Source organism: Kitasatospora herbaricolor (genome assembly GCF_030813695.1).
Classification (GTDB): domain Bacteria; phylum Actinomycetota; class Actinomycetes; order Streptomycetales; family Streptomycetaceae; genus Kitasatospora; species Kitasatospora herbaricolor.
Genome location: NZ_JAUSVA010000002.1, coordinates 3,578,006 through 3,601,577, shown reverse-complemented (window position 1 = coordinate 3,601,577; position 23,572 = coordinate 3,578,006). Strand labels below are relative to the sequence as shown.

The 23,572-nt window shown below is 70.7% G+C and carries 14 protein-coding genes and 3 rRNA genes; 15 read left to right on the top strand and 2 right to left on the bottom strand.

Translation table 11 applies throughout. The features are described from left to right. The first annotated feature begins 126 nt into the window (after positions 1 to 126). The 3 genes from J2S46_RS16025 (at position 127) to J2S46_RS16015 (ending at position 6,304) form a co-directional block, all read left to right on the top strand. Positions 127 to 399, top strand: coding sequence for a WhiB family transcriptional regulator (locus J2S46_RS16025; RefSeq protein WP_073926812.1), 273 nt, complete (start codon positions 127 to 129; stop codon positions 397 to 399). Positions 400 to 715: 316 nt separating this feature from the next. Continuing rightward, positions 716 to 4,615, top strand: coding sequence for a glycosyltransferase family 2 protein (locus J2S46_RS16020; RefSeq protein ID WP_191294260.1), 3,900 nt, complete (start codon positions 716 to 718; stop codon positions 4,613 to 4,615). A gap of 6 nt (positions 4,616 to 4,621) precedes the next feature. Beyond that, positions 4,622 to 6,304: a DUF5719 family protein gene (locus J2S46_RS16015; protein ID WP_229913359.1), complete on the top strand. Its 1,683-nt coding sequence runs from the start codon at positions 4,622 to 4,624 to the stop codon at positions 6,302 to 6,304. A gap of 89 nt (positions 6,305 to 6,393) precedes the next feature. On the opposite strand, the gene J2S46_RS16010 is transcribed toward J2S46_RS16015, so the two are convergent. After that, positions 6,394 to 6,846 (bottom strand): metallopeptidase family protein, encoded by a 453-nt coding sequence (locus J2S46_RS16010; RefSeq protein ID WP_190215236.1) that lies wholly within the window; start codon positions 6,844 to 6,846, stop codon positions 6,394 to 6,396. A gap of 140 nt (positions 6,847 to 6,986) precedes the next feature. On the opposite strand from J2S46_RS16010, the gene J2S46_RS16005 reads away from it, so the two are divergent. The 7 genes from J2S46_RS16005 (at position 6,987) to J2S46_RS15975 (ending at position 14,534) form a co-directional block, all read left to right on the top strand. Further along, entirely contained in the window at positions 6,987 to 7,358 is a 372-nt protein-coding gene (locus J2S46_RS16005) for a DUF3499 domain-containing protein (RefSeq protein WP_073926809.1), read from the top strand. Between the two features lie 156 nt (positions 7,359 to 7,514). Next, entirely contained in the window at positions 7,515 to 8,900 is a 1,386-nt protein-coding gene (locus J2S46_RS16000; RefSeq protein WP_191294262.1) for a phosphomannomutase/phosphoglucomutase, read from the top strand. 185 nt (positions 8,901 to 9,085) lie between these two features. Beyond that, on the top strand, positions 9,086 to 9,268 hold the full coding sequence (locus tag J2S46_RS15995) for a Trm112 family protein (protein ID WP_073926807.1): 183 nt from the start codon (positions 9,086 to 9,088) through the stop codon (positions 9,266 to 9,268). Positions 9,269 to 9,371: 103 nt separating this feature from the next. After that, positions 9,372 to 10,646 carry an SIS domain-containing protein gene (locus J2S46_RS15990; RefSeq protein ID WP_191294263.1) on the top strand — a complete coding sequence of 425 codons (1,275 nt, stop codon included), beginning with the start codon at positions 9,372 to 9,374 and terminating at the stop codon, positions 10,644 to 10,646. Positions 10,647 to 10,837: 191 nt separating this feature from the next. After that, complete coding sequence (locus J2S46_RS15985; protein WP_191294264.1) at positions 10,838 to 11,815, top strand: cation diffusion facilitator family transporter; 978 nt, start codon at positions 10,838 to 10,840, stop codon at positions 11,813 to 11,815. 393 nt (positions 11,816 to 12,208) lie between these two features. Then, positions 12,209 to 13,657 carry an adenosylhomocysteinase gene (gene ahcY, locus J2S46_RS15980; RefSeq protein ID WP_191294265.1) on the top strand — a complete coding sequence of 483 codons (1,449 nt, stop codon included), beginning with the start codon at positions 12,209 to 12,211 and terminating at the stop codon, positions 13,655 to 13,657. Positions 13,658 to 13,886: 229 nt separating this feature from the next. Then, positions 13,887 to 14,534, top strand: coding sequence for a hypothetical protein (locus J2S46_RS15975; protein ID WP_191294266.1), 648 nt, complete (start codon positions 13,887 to 13,889; stop codon positions 14,532 to 14,534). An 85-nt stretch (positions 14,535 to 14,619) separates the two neighbouring features. Here J2S46_RS15975 and J2S46_RS15970 read toward each other — a convergent pair whose 3' ends face one another. Then, positions 14,620 to 15,777 (bottom strand): RDD family protein, encoded by a 1,158-nt coding sequence (locus tag J2S46_RS15970; RefSeq protein WP_191294267.1) that lies wholly within the window; start codon positions 15,775 to 15,777, stop codon positions 14,620 to 14,622. Positions 15,778 to 16,096: 319 nt separating this feature from the next. Between J2S46_RS15970 and J2S46_RS15965 the strand changes: the two genes are divergently transcribed. The 5 genes from J2S46_RS15965 (at position 16,097) to J2S46_RS15945 (ending at position 23,524) form a co-directional block, all read left to right on the top strand. Continuing rightward, entirely contained in the window at positions 16,097 to 17,101 is a 1,005-nt protein-coding gene (locus tag J2S46_RS15965) for a stage II sporulation protein M (protein WP_191294268.1), read from the top strand. A gap of 568 nt (positions 17,102 to 17,669) precedes the next feature. After that, positions 17,670 to 19,193: ribosomal RNA gene (locus J2S46_RS15960) — 16S ribosomal RNA — on the top strand. 288 nt (positions 19,194 to 19,481) lie between these two features. Next, positions 19,482 to 22,603: ribosomal RNA gene (locus J2S46_RS15955) — 23S ribosomal RNA — on the top strand. A gap of 82 nt (positions 22,604 to 22,685) precedes the next feature. Then, a 5S ribosomal RNA gene (gene rrf, locus J2S46_RS15950) occupies positions 22,686 to 22,802 on the top strand. Together the 16S, 23S and 5S rRNA genes form the textbook arrangement of a ribosomal RNA operon. A gap of 71 nt (positions 22,803 to 22,873) precedes the next feature. Beyond that, a complete protein-coding gene (locus J2S46_RS15945) occupies positions 22,874 to 23,524 on the top strand; it encodes a transposase (protein WP_191290139.1) in 651 nt (216 codons plus the stop codon). Positions 23,525 to 23,572 lie beyond the last annotated feature (48 nt).

Below are 23,572 nucleotides of genomic sequence, written 5' to 3'. Positions count from 1 at the left end.
GGACCCAATACCAGAGCTCGGCTTGACTGGGCCAGAGTGACGCAACTGTAATTTCACTCGTGTCGTTCAGCCGCACTCAGCAGCGGCAACACGGGGACGCCAAGAGGGGCAGAGGAGGCGCGCCACATGAGCGAGCTCTTTGAGCTGTTGATCGGTGAGGGCATCGAGGAGGAAGAGGAGGAGTTCGGTTGGCAGGAGCGCGCTCTGTGCGCGCAGACCGACCCCGAGTCCTTCTTCCCGGAGAAGGGCGGCTCCACCAGGGAGGCCAAGAAGGTCTGCCTCGCCTGCGAGGTCCGCTCCGAGTGCCTGGAGTACGCCCTCGCCAACGACGAGCGGTTCGGGATCTGGGGTGGTCTCTCCGAGCGCGAGCGCCGGCGGCTCAAGAAGAGCGCGGTCTGAGCCGACCCGGCCCCGGACCCGGCGGCGTCCACCGCCTCCAGCGGCCCGCCGACCACCACGACAGTTGCGCCGGCGCCCCACCACATGGTGGGGCGCTCCTGCGTTCCCGGCCCCCTTTGCACGGACACCGCTGACACCGGCGCCGGCGAGAGCCGTTAGTGTGGTGCGCCATCCGGGTGCCTCTGCTCCCGGCCCGCGCACCGCCGCCCGCCCCGGCCGTCGAACGGCTCGCCCGGACCGGTACCGCGCACCACCTGCCGTGCACCGGCTGCATCCACCGGCTGCATCCACTGAAAAACTGGGGCCAGCGCACTCGATGACTGTCTACAGCCACCAGAGCGGCTTCTCAGCTGCCAGGCCGCCCGCGTACCCGCGCCACCTGGTCACCGCCGTGATCGTCTCCCACGACGGCGCCCGCTGGCTGCCGCAGGCCCTGGCCGGCCTGCTCGGCCAGGACCGTCAGGTGCAGCGCATCCTCGCCGTCGACACCGGCTCCACCGACGCCTCCCCGCAGCTGCTCGCCGACACCCTCGGCGACTGGCTCCCGGAGAGCGGCCCGCTGATCCTCGGCCGCCGGGCCGGCTTCGGCACCGCCGTCGCCGACGCGGTGTTCAACAGCCCGCCGCTGCGCCCCGAGGACCTTCCCTACAGCCTGGACCCCTCCGGCTACGACCCCGTCACCGGCGGCTGGGACGACTTCGGCGACCCGCTCGGCACCGAGGACGAACTCGGCCGCGGCGGCCCCCGGGAGACCCAGCCGGTCGAGTGGCTCTGGCTCCTGCACGACGACTGCGAACCGCAGACCGACGCCCTGCGCCGGCTCCTCCAGGTCGCCGACTCCACCCCCACCGCCGCCGTCGTCGGCCCCAAGCTGCGCAGCTGGTACGACCGCCGCCAGCTGCTGGAGGTCGGCGTCAGCATCGCCCGCTCCGGCCGCCGCTGGACCGGCCTCGACCGCCGCGAGCAGGACCAGGGCCAGCACGACCAGGTCCGGCCCGTCCTCGCCGTCTCCACCGCCGGGATGCTGGTGCGGCGCGACGTCTTCGAGGACCTCGGGGGCTTCGACAAGGCGCTCCCGCTGATGCGCGACGACACCGACTTCTGCTGGCGCGTCAACGCCGCCGGCCACCGGGTGGTGATCGCCCCCGACGCCGTCCTGCGGCACGCCGAGGCCGCCAGCCGCGAGCGCCGGGCCATCGACTGCGCGTCCGCCCACCCGCACCGGGTCGACAAGGCCGGCGCCGTCTACACGCTGCTGGCCAACTCCAAGGGCCTGCTGCTGCCCTACGTCCTGCTCCGGCTCGTCCTCGGCACCCTGCTGCGGGTCTTCGCCAACCTGGTCGGCAAGGACCCCAAGCAGGCCTTCGACGAGATCGCCGGCCTGGGTCACGAGCTGATCCGGCTGCCCCGGCTCCTGCTCGCCCGCAAACGCCGGGCCAGGACCAGGGCCGCCGAACCCGGCGACGACCGCACGCTGTTCCCCGCCCCCGGCGCCACCGCCCGGCTCGCCGTCGAGGGCGCGATCAGCTCCCTCGGCATCGGCGGCGCCGACGACTCCGGCGCGGGCCGGCACGGCTCGGTCGAGGCCGGCCCCGGCGACGAGGACTCCGAGGACCTGGTCGTCGAGCAGTTCGCCCTGATCAAGAAGCTCGCCCGGCGCCCCGCGCCGGTGCTCTTCGCCGGACTGCTGCTCTTCGCCCTCGCCGCCTGCCGCCCGCTGTTCGGCAGCGGCTACCTGCTCGGCGGCGCCCTGCTGCCCGCCGCCGACGGCGCGTCAGGCCTCTGGGGCATGTACGCCGGCTCCTGGCACCCCGTCGGCACCGGCTCCACCGCCACCGCCCCGCCCTACCTCGGCGTCCTGTCGGTGCTCTCCTGGCTGCTGTTCGACCACGCCGACCTCGCACTGACCCTGCTGGTCGTGCTGGCCGTCCCGCTCGCCGCCGTCAGCGCCTACCTGGTCTCCCGACCGCTGCTGGACTCCAAGCTCGTGCGCGCCTGGGCCAGCGCCACCTACGCCCTGCTGCCCGCCGCCACCGGCGCGCTCGCCCAGGGCCGGATCGGCACCGCCGTCCTCGCCGTGCTCCTCCCGCCGCTGGCCCGCGCCGCGGCCATCACCGTCGGCCTCGGCATCCGCGCGGAGACCGCCGCCAAGGGCGCCCGCCCCGGCTGGCGCAGCGCCTGGATGACCGTCCTGCTGCTCACCCTCGCCACCGCCTTCGTGCCGCTGGCCTGGGCCCTGGCCGTCCCGCTCGGCCTGGCCGCGCTCGCCACCGCGGTGGCCCGCGGCGGCGCCTTCGGCTCCGGCCTGGACGCGCTGCGGCTGCTCGGCCTGCGGGTGCTGGTCATCCTCGGGATGCCGGTGCTGGTGCTCGCGCCCTGGTCGCTGCACGTCCTCGCGCACCCCTCGCGGCTGCTGCTGGAGGCCGGGCTGCCCGGCCCGAACGGCCACGCCGCGACGCCGCTGGGCCTCGTCCTGGCCAACCCCGGCGGCTCCGGCGTCCCGCCGGTCTGGCTGTCGGCCGGCGTGGTGATCGCGGCGCTCGCCGCGCTGCTGCGCGCCGACCGCCGCCGGGCCGTGCTCGCCGCCTGGGGCGCCGCCGCCGCCGGCATGGTCTTCGCCGTCGCGGTGGCCGGCAGCGCCGTCACCCCCGCCTCCGGCGGCGCGGCGGTGCCCGCCTGGGCCGGACCGGCCACCCTGCTCACCGGGCTCGCGCTGCTGGCCGCCGCGGCGATCGGCGCGGACGGCGCCAACGCCCGGGTCGCCGGCATCGCCTTCGGCTGGCGCCAGCCGGTCGCCGCGCTGGTGGTCGCCGCCGCCGCGCTGGCCCCGCTCGGCACCGGCCTCTGGTGGGCCGTCACCGGCGCCGACGGGCCGCTGCGGCGGGTCGCCGCGGCCGCCCAGGTGCCCGCCTTCATCGCGGAGGAGGCCGGTACCACCGACCGCTCCCGCACCCTGGTGGTGACCGGTGACGCCGACGCCGCCGCCGTGCGGTTCGCGCTGGTCCGCGGCGCGGGCCTGAGCCTCGGCCAGGCCGAGGGGACGGTCGCGGCGGGCTCGCCCACCGGCAACGGCCTGAACACCGTGGTCGGCAACCTGCTCGCCGGCTCCGGCGCCGACCAGGCGAGCGCACTGGCCGGCTACGGCATCGCGTACGTCCTGGTCGAGGACCCGATGATCGCCAAGGCCAGGGAGGTGCTGGACGCCACCCCCGGTCTGACCAAGGTCAGCCAGGACGCGGGCACCGCGCTCTGGCAGGTCGGCGGTGTCCCCGCGACCCGCGCCGTGATCACCGCGCCCGGCACCGTCCCGGTGGCGGTCCCCTCCGGCGAGCGCGACATCGCCACCACCGTGCCGTCCGGCCCCGAGGGCCGGGTGCTGCGGCTCGCCGAGCAGGCCGACCCCGGCTGGACGGCCACCGTGGACGGCAGCTCGCTGGAGCCGGTCACCGTGGACGGCTGGGCCCAGGGGTTCAAGCTCCCGGCCGGCGGCGGCAAGCTGTCCGTCACCCGCGAGTCGAGCCTGGCGCACACCGGCTGGATCTGGGCGCAGCTGCTGATCGGCCTGACCGTCCTGGTGCTCGCCCTGCCCGGGCGCCGCAACCACAACGACGACGACCTCCCCGAGGAGGTGGTGGCCGCCGCCGCGCTGGCCGCCGCCGCCCAGGCGCAGGCACCCGCCCCCGGCAGCCGCCGGGCCCGCCGGATGGCCGAGCGCGGCGAGGGGGGCGACGGGGCCGGGGACGACACCGGCGTGTACGAGGGCGGTGCCGGCATCCCGGCGCAGCCCGCCGGCGCGCCCGAGCCGTTGCGCGCCGCCGAGGTCGCGGCCCAGCAGGGCGGCGATCCTTACACCGACGCCTACGCCGACCCCTACCAGGAGCAGGCGTACCAGCAGGCCGACCCGTACAGCTGGGACCCGTCCCAGTCCGCCGGGCCCGGCCGGCAGGGCGGCGGCTACTCGTACGACCAGCAGCAGCCGGCCGCCGCGCCCTACGGGGGGCAGGACGGCTACCAGCAGCAGCCCTACCAGCAGGGCGGCTACGACCAGTACCAGCAGCAGTACGGCTACGACCCCTACCAGCAGCAGCCGGGCGACCAGCAGCAGCCCTGGGTGCCGGGCCAGCCGCAGGGCGATCCCTACTACGACCCCAACGACCCGGACAACCGGGACCACCAGGGCCGCCCCTACCCGCACCACAACGGATCGGGGAGCTGACCCGCGATGAAGAAGCCCACCTTCAAGACCTCTTCCGCCAAGACCCCTTCGGCCAAGGCCTCCCCGGCGCCCGCCGGCGGCCCGGACGCGCCGGACGGCGCGGTGCCCGCCCCGGCGGACGGCGCAGCCGGCGTCACCCGCACCACGCAGTCGCTGCTGGCGGCCGCCGTGGTGCTGGCCGCGGTGTTCGGCATCGCCGAACTGCGCCCGCCGGCCGTCGCCGAGGGCGCGGCCGCCTCCGCGAGCAGCGCGCAGGTCGAGCGCACCGCGCTGGTCTGCCCGCAGCCCCTGCAGGGCCTGACCGGCACCACCACGCTGACCGCCTTCACCCCGCCGGGGGCCACCGCCGCCGGCGGCAACGGCTTCGCGGCCGACCTCGTTCCGCCGCCGGCCGCGCCGACGGCCGCCCCGTCCGCGTCCGCCCCGGCGACCCCGGCCGCTGCCCCGGCCGCGCCGGCCGCCGCCCCGGTCACCGACGCACCCCCGGCCGACGCCCGGCTGGCGCTCGCCAAGCCCGGCGTCCCGGTGGCGGCCCCGGCCGCCAACGGCGACACCGCGCCCGGCAGTTCCGCCACCGCGACCGGCGGGTACGCCCCCGGCTTCACGGTCGGCCAGACCACCACCGTCACCGACCAGCGCGGGCTGGGCCTGTCCGGCGTCACCTGCGGCGTGGCCGGCACCGGCTTCTGGTTCGCCGGCGCCAGCACCCTCGACGGCCGGACCGACTACGTCAGCCTCACCAACCCCGGTTCGGTCGCGGCGGTGGTCGACCTCAAGCTGTACGGCGACAAGGGCAAGATCGACAACGAGGCGGCCACCGGCCTGACCCTCGCCCCGGGCGCCTCGCAGTCCGTGCTGCTCTCGACCCTGAGCAAGGGGCCGGTCGCCGACCTCGCGGTGCAGGTGGTCGCCCGCAGCGGCCGGGTCGGTGCCGCCCTGCACGCCGCCGACGGCAGCAAGGGCGCGGACTGGGTGCCGGTCTCGGCGGCCCCCGCGCCCGTCCAGGTGCTGCCTGGCCTGCCCGCCGACACCGCCTCGGCCCGCCTGGTGGTGGCCGCCCCCGGTGACGACGACGCCGACCTGAAGATCGAGCTCTCGGGCAAGAACGGCTGGTTCACCCCGGCCGGCAACGAGTCGATCCACGTCAAGGCCGGCATGGTGGCCGCCGTCGACCTCGGCAGGGTCACCCGGGACGAGGTCGCCTCGCTGCGGGTGTCGCCCAGCGACGAGAAGCACCCCACCCCGGTGGTGGCCGGACTGCGGGTGGACCGCGCGGACAAGGGCAAGTCGGACGCCGCCTGGCTGGCCGGAGCGGTGCCGGTCGGCAAGCGGGCCACCGTCGCCGACAACCGGTCCAAGGCCGGCACGCTCTACCTGACCTCGACCGGCGAGGCCGCGACCGTCCGGGTCACCTCCTCGGCGGGCAGCGGCGGCGGCACCCCCGCGACCCAGGACGTGCAGATCCCGGCGGGCGGGACGGTCGGCCTGCCGGCCCCCGAGCCGGCGGGGCTGAACGGCACCTTCGCGATCACCCTGGAGACGGTCTCCGGCGGCCCGGTGGTCGCGGCCCGGATGCTCGCGCTGCCGCTCAAGGACGTGCCGATGTTCACCATCCAGTCCTTCGCCGACGACCGCAGCACGGTGAGCGTGCCGCGGGCCGCCCAGGACCCGGGCCTGCTGGTCCGCTGACGTCTCCGGCGGACGGACCTGGTGGGGCCGCCCGGCCGGGCGGCCCCACCCGCGTCACCCGGGCGCTTGCGCCCGCCCGGGCCGACGGGTCATTCCTCGTCGTAGCGGGGGTCGATGGCGTCCGGCGACATCCCCAGCAGGTCCGCGACCTGCTCGATCAGGATCTCGTGCACCAGCGCCGCCCGGTCCTCGCGCGACTTCGCCCGGATCTCCACCGGCCGCCGGTAGACCACGATGCGGCTCTTGCGCCCCTGCTTGGCCGGCTGCAGCCGCCCGAGCGGCACCCCGCCCTCCGGGTCCGCCTCGCCCTGCCCGGGCTGCGGCACCTCCTGGACGGCGAACTCCACGTCGATCAGCTGCGGCCAGCGCCGCTCCAGCCGCTCCACCGACTCGCGCACGTAGTCGTCGAAGAGTTCGGATCGGGTCAGCGAGATCGGCACCTGAGGCGGCGCCAGCGGGCCGCGCAGGCCCCGGCCGTGCCGGTCGCGGTGCCGGGGCCGGCGCGCGGGGCCCGGTGATGACTGAGGTGCGGAGCTCTCCATATCACCGTCGAGCGTAGTCCTTGCACGCTCCGAAGTGGACCACCTCGGCGGCAACTCACCGCCGCGCCCGCCACGACACGTGGTACTCGCCGGGGGCGGGTCTTCGCTCCCCGGCGGCGAGTGCGGTACCGTCCACCCTCGTGAGCTCTGTACGTCGTTGTTCGCGGACCGCGTGCGGCCGACCGGCCGTCGCGACGCTGACGTACGTCTACGCGGACTCCACGGCCGTCCTCGGCCCGCTCGCCACCTACGCCGAGCCGCACTGCTACGACCTGTGCGCCGAGCACGCCGAGCGCCTCACCGCCCCACGCGGCTGGGACGTCGTCCGCCTCGCCGCCGAGGCCGGCCCGCTCCGCCGCAGCAGCGACGACCTGGAAGCCCTCGCCAACGCCGTCCGCGAGGCCGCCCGCCCGCAGGAGCGCACGCCCCGTCAGGGCCGCGGCCCCGAGGGCGATCCCACCGAGGCCGGCCGCCGCGGCCACCTGCGGGTGCTCCGCTCGCCCGAGAACTGACCGCCGGCCCTACCCCGCCCGCTCCGGCCGGAAACCTCCCGGCCACCGTGTCCCGGTACGCTGCCCTGACCCAGTACCCGCTACCCGCGGCGACCGGACGTATCGTGACCAGGGGCCGAGCGGCCCGCAGACCGGAAAACTCAGGGTGGAGCCGTAGTGCGTGACCTCAAGCAGCTCGTGAAGGCGTACGACGTCCGTGGCGTCGTGCCGGACCAGTGGGACGAGAGCCTGGCACGCGCCTTCGGTGCCGCATTCGTCCGGGTCACCGAGGCGGCCGCGATCGTCGTCGGCCACGACATGCGCCCCTCGTCCCCGTCGCTGAGCCGCGCCTTCGCCGAGGGCGCGGCCGCCTACGGCGCCGACGTCGTCGAGATCGGCCTCTGCTCCACCGACCAGCTGTACTACGCCAGCGGCAAGCTCGACCTGCCCGGCGCGATGTTCACCGCCAGCCACAACCCGGCCGAGTACAACGGCATCAAGCTGTGCCGCGCGGGCGCCGCCCCGGTCGGCCAGGACACCGGGCTGACCGAGATCCGCGAGCTGGTCGAGTCCTGGACGGCCGAGGACGACACCGTCACCGTCCCCGCCGTCGACGTCAAGCCCGGCGCCCTCTCCACCCAGGACAGCCTGCGCGGCTACGCCGACCACCTGCTCGGCCTGGTCGACCTCACCGCCGTCCGCCCGCTCAAGGTCGTGGTGGACGCTGGCAACGGCATGGGCGGCCACACCGTCCCCACCGTCTTCGACGGCCTGCCGCTGGACCTCGTGCCGATGTACTTCGAGCTCGACGGCACCTTCCCCAACCACGAGGCCAACCCGCTCGACCCGAAGAACCTGGTCGACCTGCAGGCCAAGGTCCGGGAGACCGGCGCCGACATCGGCCTGGCCTTCGACGGCGACGCCGACCGCTGCTTCGTCATCGACGAGCGCGGGGAGCCCGTCTCGCCGTCCGCGATCACCGCCCTGGTCGCGGCCCGCGAGATCGCCCGCGCCCGGGCGGCCGGCGAGGAGAAACCGACGATCATCCACAACCTCATCACCTCCTGGACCGTCCCCGAGGTGGTCCGCGAGCTCGGCGCCGAGCCCGTCCGGACCCGGGTCGGCCACTCGTTCATCAAGCAGGAGATGGCCGTCACCGACGCCGTCTTCGGCGGCGAGCACTCCGCGCACTACTACTTCCGCGACTTCTGGCGCGCCGACACCGGCATGCTGGCCGCCCTGCACGTGCTGGCCGCGCTCGGCGGGCAGGACGGCACCCTCTCCGCGCTGACCGCCGAGTACGACCGCTACGCCGCCTCCGGCGAGATCAACAGCACCGTCGCCGACCAGGCCGACCGGGTCGCCGCCGTCCGCGCCGCCTACAGCGAGCTGCCGGGCACCACCGTCGACGAGCTCGACGGCCTCACCGTGGCCGGCCCGGACTGGTGGTTCAACCTGCGCGCCTCCAACACCGAGCCGCTGCTGCGCCTGAACGCCGAGGCCAAGGACGCGGCCAAGATGGCCGAGGTCCGCGACGCCGTGCTGGCCATCGTCCGGGCCTGACCGGGACCCGTGGGGCGTCCGGCACCGGGCGCCCCCGGTCCTCCGGCGGCCTGACACCGCGACGGCTGACACCGTCACGGCCTGGCCCCGGCTCTGACCTCCCAGGTGCCCCGGCCGGTAGGGTTGCTACCGGCCGGGGCACCGCTCTGCCGCCCCTCCCCGCGAGATCTGGAGCCTGACGCCCAATGAAGCTGGAACCCTTCCTGCTGGAGATCCTGGTCTGCCCCGAGTGCCGGGCCCCGCTCACCGAGGGCGGCACCGAGGAGCAGCCCGAGCTGCTCTGCACCGGCGACAGCTGCGGCCTGGCCTACCCCGTCCGGGACGGCATCCCGGTCCTGCTGGTCGACGAGGCCCGCCGCCCGGCCTGAGGCCGGCCCGCAGGCCCTCATCCGGAGATCCGGGCGCCCCGCGCCCGACACCGGGCCGCCCCACCCCGTCGGTAGCACCACGTCCTCGGCCGGAGGCCAGCGCATGCTCGACGACACCCTGCTCGACGACCCGGACGCCCTCCGGCGAGCCGACCGCGACCACGCGCTGCTCGCCCTCGCCGGGGCCGGCGCCCGGGTGCGCACCGCCCTGCGGCTCGCCGACGCCGCCGGGGTCGCCGCGCTGCGGCCCGACGGCCGGCCGCGCGGCGTCCTGGTCGCCGGCCACGGCAGCGCCCTGCTGGCCGGCGAGATCGTGGCGGCCCTGGCCGGCACCGCCTGCCTGGTCACCGGCCTGCCCCCGGCCGACGCCGGGTCGCTCGCCCGCGAGGACCGCCGCCTGCGGGTGCCCGCCTTCGCCGCCGGGATGACCTGGCAACTCCCCGGCTGGGCCGGGCCGATGGACCTCCTGGTGATCGCCTCCGCCGACGGCGGCGAGCGCGGCCTGATCACGCTCGCCGAGCAGGCGTACGCGCGCGGGTGCTCGATCGTGGTGATCGCCCCCGAGGGCAGCGGCCTGGCCGACGCCGCCCTCCAGGTCCGCGCGCTGCCGCTGCCGTACGTCCGGCCGTCGCTGCCCGAGCAGGAGGACCCGGCCACCGGTCGGCCGACCGCCGAGCCGGACCTGCCCGCCGAGGACCCGGGCGCCCTCTGGGCCTTCCTCGCGCCGCTGCTCGCCCTCACCGAGAAGACCGGCATCACCCAGCTGCCACCCGGCTCGCTGCCGGCCACCGCCGACCGCCTGGACGAGAGCGCCGTGCGCTGCCGTCCGGACGCCGCCGCCTACACCAACCCGGCCAAGAGCCTGGCCGCCCGGCTCTCGGGCACCGTGCCGCTCCTCTGGGCGGAGGGGCCGCTGGCCGGCGCCGTGGCGGCCCGGTTCGCCGCGCTGCTCGCCGACCGGGCCGGCCGCCCGGCGCTCGCCGGGCTGCTGCCGCAGGCGCTGCTCGCCCACCGGGGTATGTTCGTCGGCCAGTTCGGCGGCGGCTCCGACCCGGACGACTTCTTCCGCGACCGGATCGACGAGCCGGACCCGCTGCTGCTCCAGGTCCTGCTGCTGCGCCACACCCCCGGCCGGTCCGGTGCGCCGGCGGAGCCGGGCGAGGGCGCCGACGACGAGGCCCCGTACGAGCAGCCCGCCGACGACGAGGCCCCGCGCGGCGTCGCCGTCTCGCGCGCCCACCGGCTGGCGGCCGCCCACGAGGTGCGGCTGACCGAGTACGCCAGCGGCCGCACCGACCCGCTGCACGCCCTGGCCGACCTGGTCGCGCTGACCGACTTCGCCGCCGTCTACCTGGGCCTGGCCGCCACCCGCGGCTGACCCGGCCGGGGCCGGCCCGCCCCGGCCGTCCGCCGCCCCCGGTGGCGCAGGCGCGGCCCGGCGTCCGCCCGGTGCGGCCCGAGGGGCGAACCAAAGCCCGGCCGCCGTACCCGGGCGGGATACCGTATGCGCTCGACAGCAGAGCAGCGCAGGCCGTAGCACCGGCCCCGTCGGAGGGAACGAACCCGAGCATGAGTACCGAAGGCGGGACCAAGGCACTGGTGGCGGCGCTGTCCGCGAACCTGGCGATCGCGGCGGCCAAGTTCACGGCCTTCGGCTTCACCGGCTCCTCCTCGATGCTCGCGGAGGGCGTCCACTCGGTGGCCGACTCCGGCAACCAGGTGCTGCTGCTGATCGGCGGTAAGCGGGCCCGTCGCGAGGCGGACGAGGAGCACCCCTTCGGCTACGGCCGCGAGCGCTACATCTACGCCTTCCTGGTCGCCATCGTGCTGTTCAGCGTCGGTGGCCTGTTCGCCGTCTACGAGGGCTACGAGAAGATCCACGACCCGCACGAGCTGCACGGCTGGTACTGGGCGGTCGGCGTCCTGGTCTTCGCCATCCTGATGGAGGGCTGGTCGTTCTGGACGGCCATCAAGGAGTCCGACAAGGCCAAGGGGAAGCTCGGCTGGGTCGAGTTCGTCCGCCGGGCCAAGGCGCCCGAGCTGCCGGTCGTCCTGCTGGAGGACACCGGCGCGCTGATCGGCCTGGTGCTCGCGCTGTTCGGCGTGTCCCTCACGGTGATCACCGGCAACGGCGTCTGGGACGGCATCGGCACCCTCTGCATCGGCATCCTGCTGGTGGTCATCGCGGTGGTGCTGGCGATGGAGACCAAGTCGCTGCTGCTCGGCGAGTCGGCCGACCGGGAGAGCGTGCAGCGGATCCGCGAGGCGCTGGTCGACCACGACTCCGTCACCCGGGTGATCCACATGCGCACCCTGCACCTCGGACCCGAGGAACTGCTGGTCGCCGCCAAGATCGGGGTCAACGCCGAGGACAGTGCCGCCCAGGTGGCCGAGGCGATCGACGCGGCCGAGGCCCGGGTCCGGCGCGCCGTCCCGATCGCCCGGGCGATCTACCTGGAGCCGGACGTCTACGACGCCGCCAAGGCCGCCGCCGGTGACGACCCGCTGGCCACGCCGGGCGGCCCGGGGCCGGACACCACCCACTGACCCACCGCCGGGCCGCCGCCGCACCCCCGCCGCCGCACCCCCGCCGCCGCACCCCCGCCACCGTCCGTCGGCGGCGCCCGTCAGCACCACCCGAACCGGCCCCCGCGGCCGGGTTCCCCGGCCGGATCCGGCCGTACGGAGCCCGGTCGCGGGGGCCGTCGGTGTAGATTCGTCACAGTGCCAAACGTCGCTGCTGATGGCGGTCGATCGGTCACGGCGGTCCAGCCGCCCTGTCCGGTCGAGGGAGAGAGGTCCTCCGACGGATTGTGCCGCGCAGCAGGTCCGGCCCGGCCGGTGCCTGTGGCGATGCCGCGCACCCGTGGCCCCGCCGTGCCGCGACGCACACCGGACCTTGGCCCGCATTCCCCCATCCACGCAGCGAGGAGCAGACGCATGTCGTCGAACACCACCGGTGACTTCAAGGTCGCCGACCTCTCCCTGGCGCCGTTCGGCCGCAAGGAGATCCAGCTGGCCGAGCACGAGATGCCCGGCCTGATGTCCATCCGCGCGGAGTACGCCGCCGCGCAGCCGCTGGCCGGCGCCCGGATCACCGGTTCGCTGCACATGACCGTGCAGACCGCCGTCCTGATCGAGACCCTCACGGCGCTCGGCGCCGAGGTCCGCTGGTGCTCCTGCAACATCTTCTCCACCCAGGACCACGCGGCCGCGGCCATCGCGGTCGGCCCCGAGGGCACCGTCGAGAACCCGGCCGGCGTCCCGGTCTTCGCCTGGAAGGGCGAGACCCTGGAGGACTACTGGTGGTGCACCGAGCAGGCGCTGACCTGGCCCGACGGCCAGACTCCCAACATGATCCTGGACGACGGCGGTGACGCCACCCTCCTGATCCACAAGGGAGTCGAGTTCGAGAAGGCCGGCTCCGCGCCGGACCCGTCGACCGCCGACAACGACGAGTTCCGGATCATCCTGGAGCTGCTCAACCGCACCCTCACCGAGTCGCCCAGCAAGTGGACCGAGGTCGCCGCCACCATCAAGGGCGTCACCGAGGAGACCACCACCGGCGTCCACCGCCTGTACGAGATGCACCGCGACGGCAAGCTGCTGTTCCCGGCCATCAACGTCAACGACGCCGTCACCAAGTCGAAGTTCGACAACAAGTACGGCTGCCGCCACTCGCTGATCGACGGCATCAACCGCGCCACCGACGTGCTCATCGGCGGCAAGGTCGCGGTCGTCTGCGGCTACGGCGACGTGGGCAAGGGCTGCGCCGAGTCGCTGCGCGGCCAGGGCGCCCGGGTGATCATCACCGAGATCGACCCGATCTGCGCCCTGCAGGCCGCGATGGACGGCTACCAGGTCACCACCCTGGACGAGGTCGTCCCGATCGCCGACATCTTCATCACCACCACGGGCAACAAGGACATCATCCTTGCCTCGCACATGGAGCAGATGAAGCACCAGGCGATCGTCGGCAACATCGGCCACTTCGACAACGAGCTGGACATGGCCGGCCTGGCCAAGCTCCCCGGCGTGGTGAAGACCGAGGTCAAGCCGCAGGTCCACGAGTGGCGCAAGGCCGACGGCCGCACCATCATCGTGCTCTCCGAGGGCCGCCTCATGAACCTGGGCAACGCGACCGGCCACCCGTCCTTCGTGATGTCCAACTCCTTCGCGAACCAGACCATCGCGCAGATCGAGCTCTTCACCAAGACCGCGCAGTACCCGGTCGGCGTGTACGTGCTGCCGAAGCACCTGGACGAGAAGGTCGCCCGCCTGCACCTGGACGCGCTGGGCGTCAAGCTCACCGTCCTGACGCAGGAGCAGGCCGACTACATCGGCGTCCCGGTCGAGGGCCCGTACAAGGCGGACCAGTACCGCTACTGATCGAGGCGGACCGGTACCCCTGCTGATCACGGCAGGCCGGTGCCCCCGCTGATCCCCGGGCCCCGACGTCCCGCCGCGCGGCCGCGGGCGTCGATCAGCCCCGACCCGTCCGGCCGGTGCCCCAGTGGGCGCCGGCCGGACGCGTTGGCGGGCGGTGCGTGGTGCGCGGCGGGCGGTGGTCCGTGGCCGGTGGGCGGCCCGCCGCGGCCCGCGACGTAGGCTTCGGTCCATGCCCAACGGCCGGTACTCGCTCCACACCTCCGCAACCCCTGGCCACGACCACGTCCTGCTCGGCGAGGAGCGGTTCAGCTGCGCCCCCGGCCCGGCCGGCTGGCGCTACGTCTCCAAGACCTACGGCCCCGACGGCAGCACCCTCGGGACCGTCGACCTCACCCTCGACTCGCGCTGCCGCCCGCTGCGGCTCGAAGTCCGCGCGGGCGGCTGGCAGGTGCGCGGCGGTGCGGTGGACGGCGTGGCCTGGGTCCGGACCGACGCCGCCGACCCCGCCGGCCGGCACGCGGTCGAGGGGCACGACCGGGCGCACGGCTTCGCCGGCCGCTCGCCCGCCTTCCTGGTCGCCACCGCGCGGATGCTGCGGCTGCGGGAGGGCGCGAGCACCCGGGTCCGGCTGGTCGGCTTCAGCGACCCGGTGCTGGCTCCGCGCACCTTCGACCAGGGCTGGCTGCTGGAGGGCACCGAGACGCACCCGACCGACTCCGGCCCGTTGCTGGTCGAGCGGTACCGGGTCAGCGACCTGGAGACGGGCGAGCAGCAGGTGGTCCACCTGGCCGGTGACGTGGTGCTGGCGGCCCCGGGCATCGAACTGGAGGAACTGGCCTCGCCGCCCAACGCGTGGCCGGCCGAGTTCACCGGCTGACGGGCCGACCGGGCGACGCGCTGCCCGCGGGCCGGGCGGGACCCGGAGGAGACCGGGCGGGACCAGGGCGGGAGCGGGGGAGCGCTCAGGCTGGCGGGGCGAAGCCGCTGTCCGTGGCCGGCCGGGAATCCGGGGCCGGCGCCGCCGGCTGCGGGGACGCGGTCACGGGTGCGGCCAGGGGTGCGGCCAGGGGTGCGGTCACGGGTGCGGTCACGGGTGCGCTCGGGGCCTGCTGGGCGGGGACGGCTGCCTGTCCGTACGGCGGCTGCCCGTACGGCGGAGGTGCGTACTGCGCGTACTGGGGTGCCGCCGGCTGCCCGGGCAGGGGCTGCGCGGCGTACGGCGGCGCGCCGTGGGGCTGGGGGGTGTGGTGCTGTGCGCCGTACGGCTGTCCTGCGAACGGGGGCGCGGGGAAGGGCTGTCCCGGGTAGGGCTGCCCGCCGGGGCCCGCACCCCAGGGGGACGGCTGCGCGGCGCCCGGACCGGTCGCCCGGGCCCACTCGCGGCGCTGCCGCTCGGCCAGCACCGCACCGAGATAGGCCGCCGGATGCACCCCGACGGGGGCCGGGTGCCCGGTGCTCGCGACGAGGTCGGCGGTCAGCCGGATGGCCATGGACTGCGCGATCTCCGGGTCCAGCTGCGTCAGCCGGCCCAGGAACTGCCGCACCGCGAGCCAGAGGCCCTCCGGGACGGCCGACAGGTCGAGCGCCACCAGCTCGCCGCCCAGCGCCTGCATCAGCTGCGGCGGCAGCGGCGGCAGGTTGACCCCGCCCCGGCCCGCCCCGGGCACCCGCTCACGTACCACCAGGGTGCCCGCGAAGACGTCACCGAGCCGGCGCCCGTCCTGGGACACCAGTGAGCAGACCACCGCCGGCACCCCGCTGAGCGAGACGATCTCGAAGAAGCCGATCAGGCCGCGCACCAGCGCGTGCCGGAACCGCACCGGACCGCCGTCCCGCCGTACCACCCGCAGGCCGAACGCCAGCTTGCCGAGCGAGCGTCCGCCGGACAGCGTCTCGATCATCACCGGCAGCCCGACCAGGAAGAACACCGTCATGGCGAGCATCGTCGCGACCGCGGCCGCCGTGTCGAGGTCCGGCGCGACGAAGGCGAGGACGAAGATCGCCAGCAGCAGGCCGCCGCACTGCACCAGCAGGTCGAGCGCGACCGCCAGCGCACGACTGGGGAGCTTCGCCGCCCGCAGGCCGAGGACGACCGCCTCACCCGTCACCAGGTCGCTCACAACACCCGTCCGTTCCACTGCGTCGCCGACGGGGACGAGGACCGTCCGAGCGGCCCGCGCAGACCGGCCCCCGAGATCCCTTGGTCTGACGCCCGCCAACATACGGGGAGCCGTGGCCGCCCGGGAAGTGCGATTCGCCGCCCCCTGCGGACGCCGGGCCGGCCTCTGGCAAGCTAGCCCCCGCCCGGCCTTCTTCACCGCAGCACCAGCACCGCCCGGGGGCGGGCCGTTCCGCGGCCCTCCCCGTCCCGGCCCGGGCTCGCGCCCCGCCCGTCATCCCCGTTCTCCGCCTCCTCCCGCCGAACCTGGAGCGTGCCGCATGGACCTGGACGTCTTCGTCACCACCCACCAGGGGGAGTGGGCCCGACTGGACGCCCTCAGCCGGTCCCGCCGGCTCACCGGGGAGCAGGCCGACGAACTGGTCACCCTCTACCAGCGGGCCACCGGGCACCTGGCCAAGGTCCAGGCCGCTGCGCCCGACCCCACCCTCGAAGGGCGGCTCACCACCCTGGTCGCGCGCGGCCGCGACGCCGTGACCGGCAGCCGGAGCAGCGGCTGGCGCGACGTCGGCCGCTACTTCGTGGTCAGCTTCCCCGCCACGCTCTACCGCTCGCGCCGCTGGTGGGTGCCGGTCGCCCTGGTGTCCCTGCTCGGTGCGGCCCTGGTCGCCTGGTGGGTGGCCAACCACCCCGAGGTCCGCGACAGCCTCGCCGCGCCCGCCCAGCTCCACGAGATGACGAAGCCCGGCGGCGCCTACGAGGCGTACTACTCGGACCGCCCCGCGAGCTCCTTCGCCGCGCAGGTCTGGACGAACAACGCCTGGATCGCCGCGCAGTGCCTGATGTACGGCATCTTCTTCGGCGTCCCGGTGCTCTGGGTGCTGGCCGGCAACGTCGTCAACCTGGGCCTCGGCATCGGCCTGATGGCCTCGGCCGGCCGGCTGGACCTCTTCCTCGGCCTGCTGCTGCCGCACGGCCTGCTGGAACTCACGGCCGTCTTCGTGGCCGCCGGCCTGGGCCTGCGGCTCGGCTGGACGATCATCGACCCCGGCCCCCGGGACCGCCGGACCGCCCTCGCCGAGGAGGGTCGGTCCATCATCGGCGCCGTCATCGGCCTGACGGTGGTGCTCTTCGTGAGCGGTCTCCTGGAAGCCTTCGTCACTCCTTCCGGGCTGCCGACCTGGGCACGCATCACCATCGGAGCCGTCGCCGAGGTGCTCTTCCTCGCCTATGCGCTGGTACTGGGCCGCAGGGCCGCGGCCGACGGCGAGTACGGCGACGTGGACGCGGCCGACCGGGCGGACCTGCAGCCCGTGGCCGCCTGAGGCGGATGTGCTGATCAGCCCTCTGACCTGCTAGTCTTCCTGCATCCCGCACGAACCGTTGACGTGGTCCATGGGGGCTAGTAGACTCAAACGGTTGCGTCGGACTGGACAAAGGTCGGGCGCGGGCGCTAGTGTCCACGACACCGCCAATTCGGGCCAGAATCCATTTACGGATGCCTGCTCGATTCGGTAAATCCCGGAACTGAGCACACCGAAACCTTTGATAGGCTTCGGAGCGAAGTTGAAGGAAAGCCCCCTCAGCGGGAATTCGGAGAAACAAGCGCCGGTCAAACCGGCCGAGCGGATCTGATAAGCTGAGAACACGAAAGAACGAAGCGCCCGGAGAGTTCACGAGAGTGGCTCGAAGGAAGTGTCCGTTCCTTGAGAACTCAACAGCGTGCCAAAAGTCAACGCCAAATATGTTGACATCCCCGGCCTCGATCTCTGATCGGGGTTGGAGATTCCTTTAGTAACAAAACACTAGCGAGGACGCAGTGCGCGGGGCCGCCCTATTCCGGTGGTTGCCGTGCCGCTCAACGCGAGTGGCTCGCCGGATTACCGGCAGACATTCACGGAGAGTTTGATCCTGGCTCAGGACGAACGCTGGCGGCGTGCTTAACACATGCAAGTCGAACGGTGAAGCCCTTCGGGGTGGATCAGTGGCGAACGGGTGAGTAACACGTGGGCAATCTGCCCTGCACTCTGGGACAAGCCCTGGAAACGGGGTCTAATACCGGATATGACCTTCCTCCGCATGGGGGTTGGTGTAAAGCTCCGGCGGTGCAGGATGAGCCCGCGGCCTATCAGCTTGTTGGTGGGGTAATGGCCTACCAAGGCGACGACGGGTAGCCGGCCTGAGAGGGCGACCGGCCACACTGGGACTGAGACACGGCCCAGACTCCTACGGGAGGCAGCAGTGGGGAATATTGCACAATGGGCGAAAGCCTGATGCAGCGACGCCGCGTGAGGGATGACGGCCTTCGGGTTGTAAACCTCTTTCAGCAGGGAAGAAGCGCAAGTGACGGTACCTGCAGAAGAAGCACCGGCTAACTACGTGCCAGCAGCCGCGGTAATACGTAGGGTGCGAGCGTTGTCCGGAATTATTGGGCGTAAAGAGCTCGTAGGCGGCCTGTCGCGTCGGATGTGAAAGCCCGGGGCTTAACCCCGGGTCTGCATTCGATACGGGCAGGCTAGAGTGTGGTAGGGGAGATCGGAATTCCTGGTGTAGCGGTGAAATGCGCAGATATCAGGAGGAACACCGGTGGCGAAGGCGGATCTCTGGGCCATTACTGACGCTGAGGAGCGAAAGCGTGGGGAGCGAACAGGATTAGATACCCTGGTAGTCCACGCCGTAAACGTTGGGAACTAGGTGTTGGCGACATTCCACGTCGTCGGTGCCGCAGCTAACGCATTAAGTTCCCCGCCTGGGGAGTACGGCCGCAAGGCTAAAACTCAAAGGAATTGACGGGGGCCCGCACAAGCAGCGGAGCATGTGGCTTAATTCGACGCAACGCGAAGAACCTTACCAAGGCTTGACATATACCGGAAACGGCCAGAGATGGTCGCCCCCTTGTGGTCGGTATACAGGTGGTGCATGGTTGTCGTCAGCTCGTGTCGTGAGATGTTGGGTTAAGTCCCGCAACGAGCGCAACCCTTGTTCTGTGTTGCCAGCATGCCTTTCGGGGTGATGGGGACTCACAGGAGACTGCCGGGGTCAACTCGGAGGAAGGTGGGGACGACGTCAAATCATCATGCCCCTTATGTCTTGGGCTGCACACGTGCTACAATGGTCGGTACAAAGGGCTGCGATGCCGCGAGGCGGAGCGAATCCCAAAAAGCCGGCCTCAGTTCGGATTGGGGTCTGCAACTCGACCCCATGAAGTTGGAGTTGCTAGTAATCGCAGATCAGCATGCTGCGGTGAATACGTTCCCGGGCCTTGTACACACCGCCCGTCACGTCACGAAAGTCGGTAACACCCGAAGCCGGTGGCCTAACCCGTAAGGGGAGGAGCCGTCGAAGGTGGGACCAGCGATTGGGACGAAGTCGTAACAAGGTAGCCGTACCGGAAGGTGCGGCTGGATCACCTCCTTTCTAAGGAGCACATGGCCAGACTTGAGCGAATGCCTCAAGTTGGTTGCTCATGGGTGGAACGTTGACTATTCGGCACGGTTCGGTCTCATCGACCGTAAGTACTGCGCTTCGGCGCGTGGAAAGCATCTGATGGGGTTGGGTCGTGTCGGGCACGTTGTTGGGTCCTGAGGGAACGGCCGTATGGTCGTTGCTTCAGTGCCGGTCCTACTTGATGATCCTCGTTTCGGGGGTTTGATGGTGGGTGACTGGTCGTTGTTTGAGAACTGCACAGTGGACGCGAGCATCTGTGGCCAAGTTTTTAAGGGCGCACGGTGGATGCCTTGGCACCAGGAACCGATGAAGGACGTGGGAGGCCACGATAGTCCCCGGGGAGCCGTCAACCAGGCTTTGATCCGGGGGTTTCCGAATGGGGAAACCCGGCAGTCGTCATGGGCTGTCACCCATACCTGAACACATAGGGTATGTGGAGGGAACGCGGGGAAGTGAAACATCTCAGTACCCGCAGGAAGAGAAAACAACCGTGATTCCGGGAGTAGTGGCGAGCGAAACCGGATGAGGCTAAACCTGATACGTGTGATACCCGGCAGGGGTTGCGTATGAGGGGTCGTGGGAAAGTTCTTCAGTCGTCTGCCGGCGGCTGGGTGAGTCAGAAACCGTTGGTGTAGTCGAAGGACATGCGAAAGGTCCGGCGTAGAGGGTAAGACCCCCGTAGACGAAATATCAGCGGCTCACTTGAGCTTCTCCCAAGTAGCACGGAGCCCGAGAAATTCCGTGTGAATCTGGCGGGACCACCCGCTAAGCCTAAATATTCCCTGGTGACCGATAGCGGATAGTACCGTGAGGGAATGGTGAAAAGTACCGCGGGAGCGGAGTGAAATAGTACCTGAAACCGTGTGCCTACAAGCCGTGGGAGCGTCGGACATGCAGCTTGCTGTGTGTCTCGTGACTGCGTGCCTTTTGAAGAATGAGCCTGCGAGTTTGCGGTGTGTAGCGAGGTTAACCCGTGTGGGGTAGCCGTAGCGAAAGCGAGTCCGAATAGGGCGTTTCAGTTGCATGCCCAAGACCCGAAGCGGAGTGATCTAGCCATGGGCAGGTTGAAGCGGAGGTAAGACTTCGTGGAGGACCGAACCCACCAGGGTTGAAAACCTGGGGGATGACCTGTGGTTAGGGGTGAAAGGCCAATCAAACTCCGTGATAGCTGGTTCTCCCCGAAATGCATTTAGGTGCAGCGTCACGTGTTTCTTGCCGGAGGTAGAGCACTGGATAGGCGATGGGCCTCACCGGGTTACTGACCTTAGCCAAACTCCGAATGCCGGTAAGTGAGAGCGTGGCAGTGAGACTGTGGGGGATAAGCTCCATGGTCGAGAGGGAAACAGCCCAGAACACCGACTAAGGTCCCTAAGCGTGTGCTAAGTGGGAAAGGATGTGGAGTCGCAGAGACAACCAGGAGGTTGGCTTAGAAGCAGCCACCCTTGAAAGAGTGCGTAATAGCTCACTGGTCAAGTGATTCCGCGCCGACAATGTAGCGGGGCTCAAGCACACCACCGAAGTCGTGTCATTGCAGCAACAGGGCCAACGCCTGCTGTGATGGGTAGGGGAGCGTCGTGTTCCGGGTGAAGCAGCGGAGGAATCCAGTTGTGGACGGGACACGAGTGAGAATGCAGGCATGAGTAGCGATACAAGAGTGAGAAACTCTTGCGCCGATTGACCAAGGGTTCCTGGGTCAAGCTGATCTGCCCAGGGTAAGTCGGGACCTAAGGCGAGGCCGACAGGCGTAGTCGATGGACAACGGGTTGATATTCCCGTACCCGCTTTGAAGCGCCAACGTCGAACCTCTGAATGCTAAAGCCGCGAAGCCGGCCCGGAGTCTTCGGACAATGGGACGTGGTGGAGCCGCTGACCCAACAGGGTAGTAGGTGAGCGATGGGGTGACGCAGGAAGGTAGTCCAGCCCGGGCGGTGGTTGTCCCGGGGTAAGGGTGTAGGCCGAGTGATAGGCAAATCCGTCACTCATTGAGGCTGAGACCTGATGCCGAGCCGATTGTGGTGAAGTGGATGATCCTATGCTGTCGAGAAAAGCCTCTAGCGAGTTTCATGGCGGCCCGTACCCCAAACCGACTCAGGTGGTCAGGTAGAGAATACCGAGGCGTTCGGGTGAACTATGGTTAAGGAACTCGGCAAAATGCCCCCGTAACTTCGGGAGAAGGGGGGCCGGAACTGGTGATCGGATTTACTCCGTGAGCTGGGGCCGGCCGCAGAGACCAGCGAGAAGCGACTGTTTACTAAAAACACAGGTCCGTGCGAAGCCGTAAGGCGATGTATACGGACTGACGCCTGCCCGGTGCTGGAACGTTAAGGGGACCGGTTAGTCGAGATTCGTCTCGGCGAAGCTGAGAACTTAAGCGCCAGTAAACGGCGGTGGTAACTATAACCATCCTAAGGTAGCGAAATTCCTTGTCGGGTAAGTTCCGACCTGCACGAATGGCGTAACGACTTCTCGACTGTCTCAACCATAGGCCCGGTGAAATTGCATTACGAGTAAAGATGCTCGTTTCGCGCAGCAGGACGGAAAGACCCCGGGACCTTTACTATAGCTTGATATTGGTGTTCGGTTCGGCTTGTGTAGGATAGGTGGGAGACTTTGAAGCAGCCACGCCAGTGGTTGTGGAGTCGACGTTGAAATACCACTCTGGTCGTGCTGGATGTCTAACCTGGGTCCGTGATCCGGATCAGGGACAGTGTCTGGTGGGTAGTTTAACTGGGGCGGTTGCCTCCTAAAGAGTAACGGAGGCGCCCAAAGGTTCCCTCAGCCTGGTTGGCAATCAGGTGTTGAGTGTAAGTGCACAAGGGAGCTTGACTGTGAGACCGACGGGTCGAGCAGGTGCGAAAGCAGGGACTAGTGATCCGGCGGTGGCTTGTGGAAGCGCCGTCGCTCAACGGATAAAAGGTACCCCGGGGATAACAGGCTGATCTTCCCCAAGAGTCCATATCGACGGGATGGTTTGGCACCTCGATGTCGGCTCGTCGCATCCTGGGGCTGGAGTAGGTCCCAAGGGTTGGGCTGTTCGCCCATTAAAGCGGTACGCGAGCTGGGTTTAGAACGTCGTGAGACAGTTCGGTCCCTATCCGCTGTGCGCGTAGGAATATTGAGAAGGGCTGTCCCTAGTACGAGAGGACCGGGACGGACGAACCTCTGGTGTGCCAGTTGTCCTGCCAAGGGCATGGCTGGTTGGCTACGTTCGGGAGGGATAACCGCTGAAAGCATCTAAGCGGGAAGCCTGCTTCGAGATGAGTATTCCCACCTCCTTGAGAGGGTAAGGCTCCCAGTAGACGACTGGGTTGATAGGCCGGATGTGGAAGCCCTGTAAGGGGTGGAGCTGACCGGTACTAATAGGCCGAGGGCTTGTCCTCAGTTGCTCGCGTCCACTGTGTTGTTCTGAAACAACGACCCCACATCAGGTCACGATGTGGTGCGGTGACAGTTTCATAGTGTTTCGGTGGTCATAGCGTGAGGGAAACGCCCGGTTACATTCCGAACCCGGAAGCTAAGCCTTACAGCGCCGATGGTACTGCAGGGGGGACCCTGTGGGAGAGTAGGACGCCGCCGAACAATCATTCCGAAGAACCCCCACCCGATTCCGGGTGGGGGTTCTTTGCGTTGGTGCGGGATACGATCGCGGTATGGCAAGACCTGGCCCCAAGGCCCACCCCGAACCCCAGCCGCGTACCGAGCCCTTCAGCTTGTCGACCGACCCCTTCGCCCTGGAGACCTCGCACGAGGTCGCCGGCCTGTACCTGGCACCGCCGGAGCGGGTCCTGGCCCTGCACGTGGACGCGGAGACGCTGCTGCGGCCCAAGCTCCGGACCGCGTTGGAGACCCTGAAGGACGAGCCGCTGCCGGCGGCCGTCACCGACCTGCTCGCCGGCCTGGACAGCACCAGCGACACGGTCTCCGGCACGCTGCACCGCCGGCGCCGCGGTGTCGCCTTCCGGCAGTACCTGGCCAGGCTGGACAAGGAGCTGCCCGAGGGCGGCGAAGTCCACCTGATCTGCGACAACTACTTCACCCACAAGTCGCCGACGGTCATCAACTGGCTGCGGGTGCACCCCCGGTTCGTCATGCACTTCGCGCCGGACGAGTCCGCCTGGCTGGCACACGTCGAGCGCTGGTTCGCCTACCAGGCGGCGCGTGAGGGGTTCCACGGGGACAAGTCCTCGGCGGCCGCGCTGGCGCAGGGTGTGTCCGACTGGCGCGACCGCGCCGGACAGGACGTCGGGGACGAGGAGGACGGCAACAGCGGCGTCCACGTCTGGGTGAAGCCGCGCTACTAGGGTGAAGCCGCGCCAATGGGCGGGCGTGCTCCGCGCGGGCCGGACGGC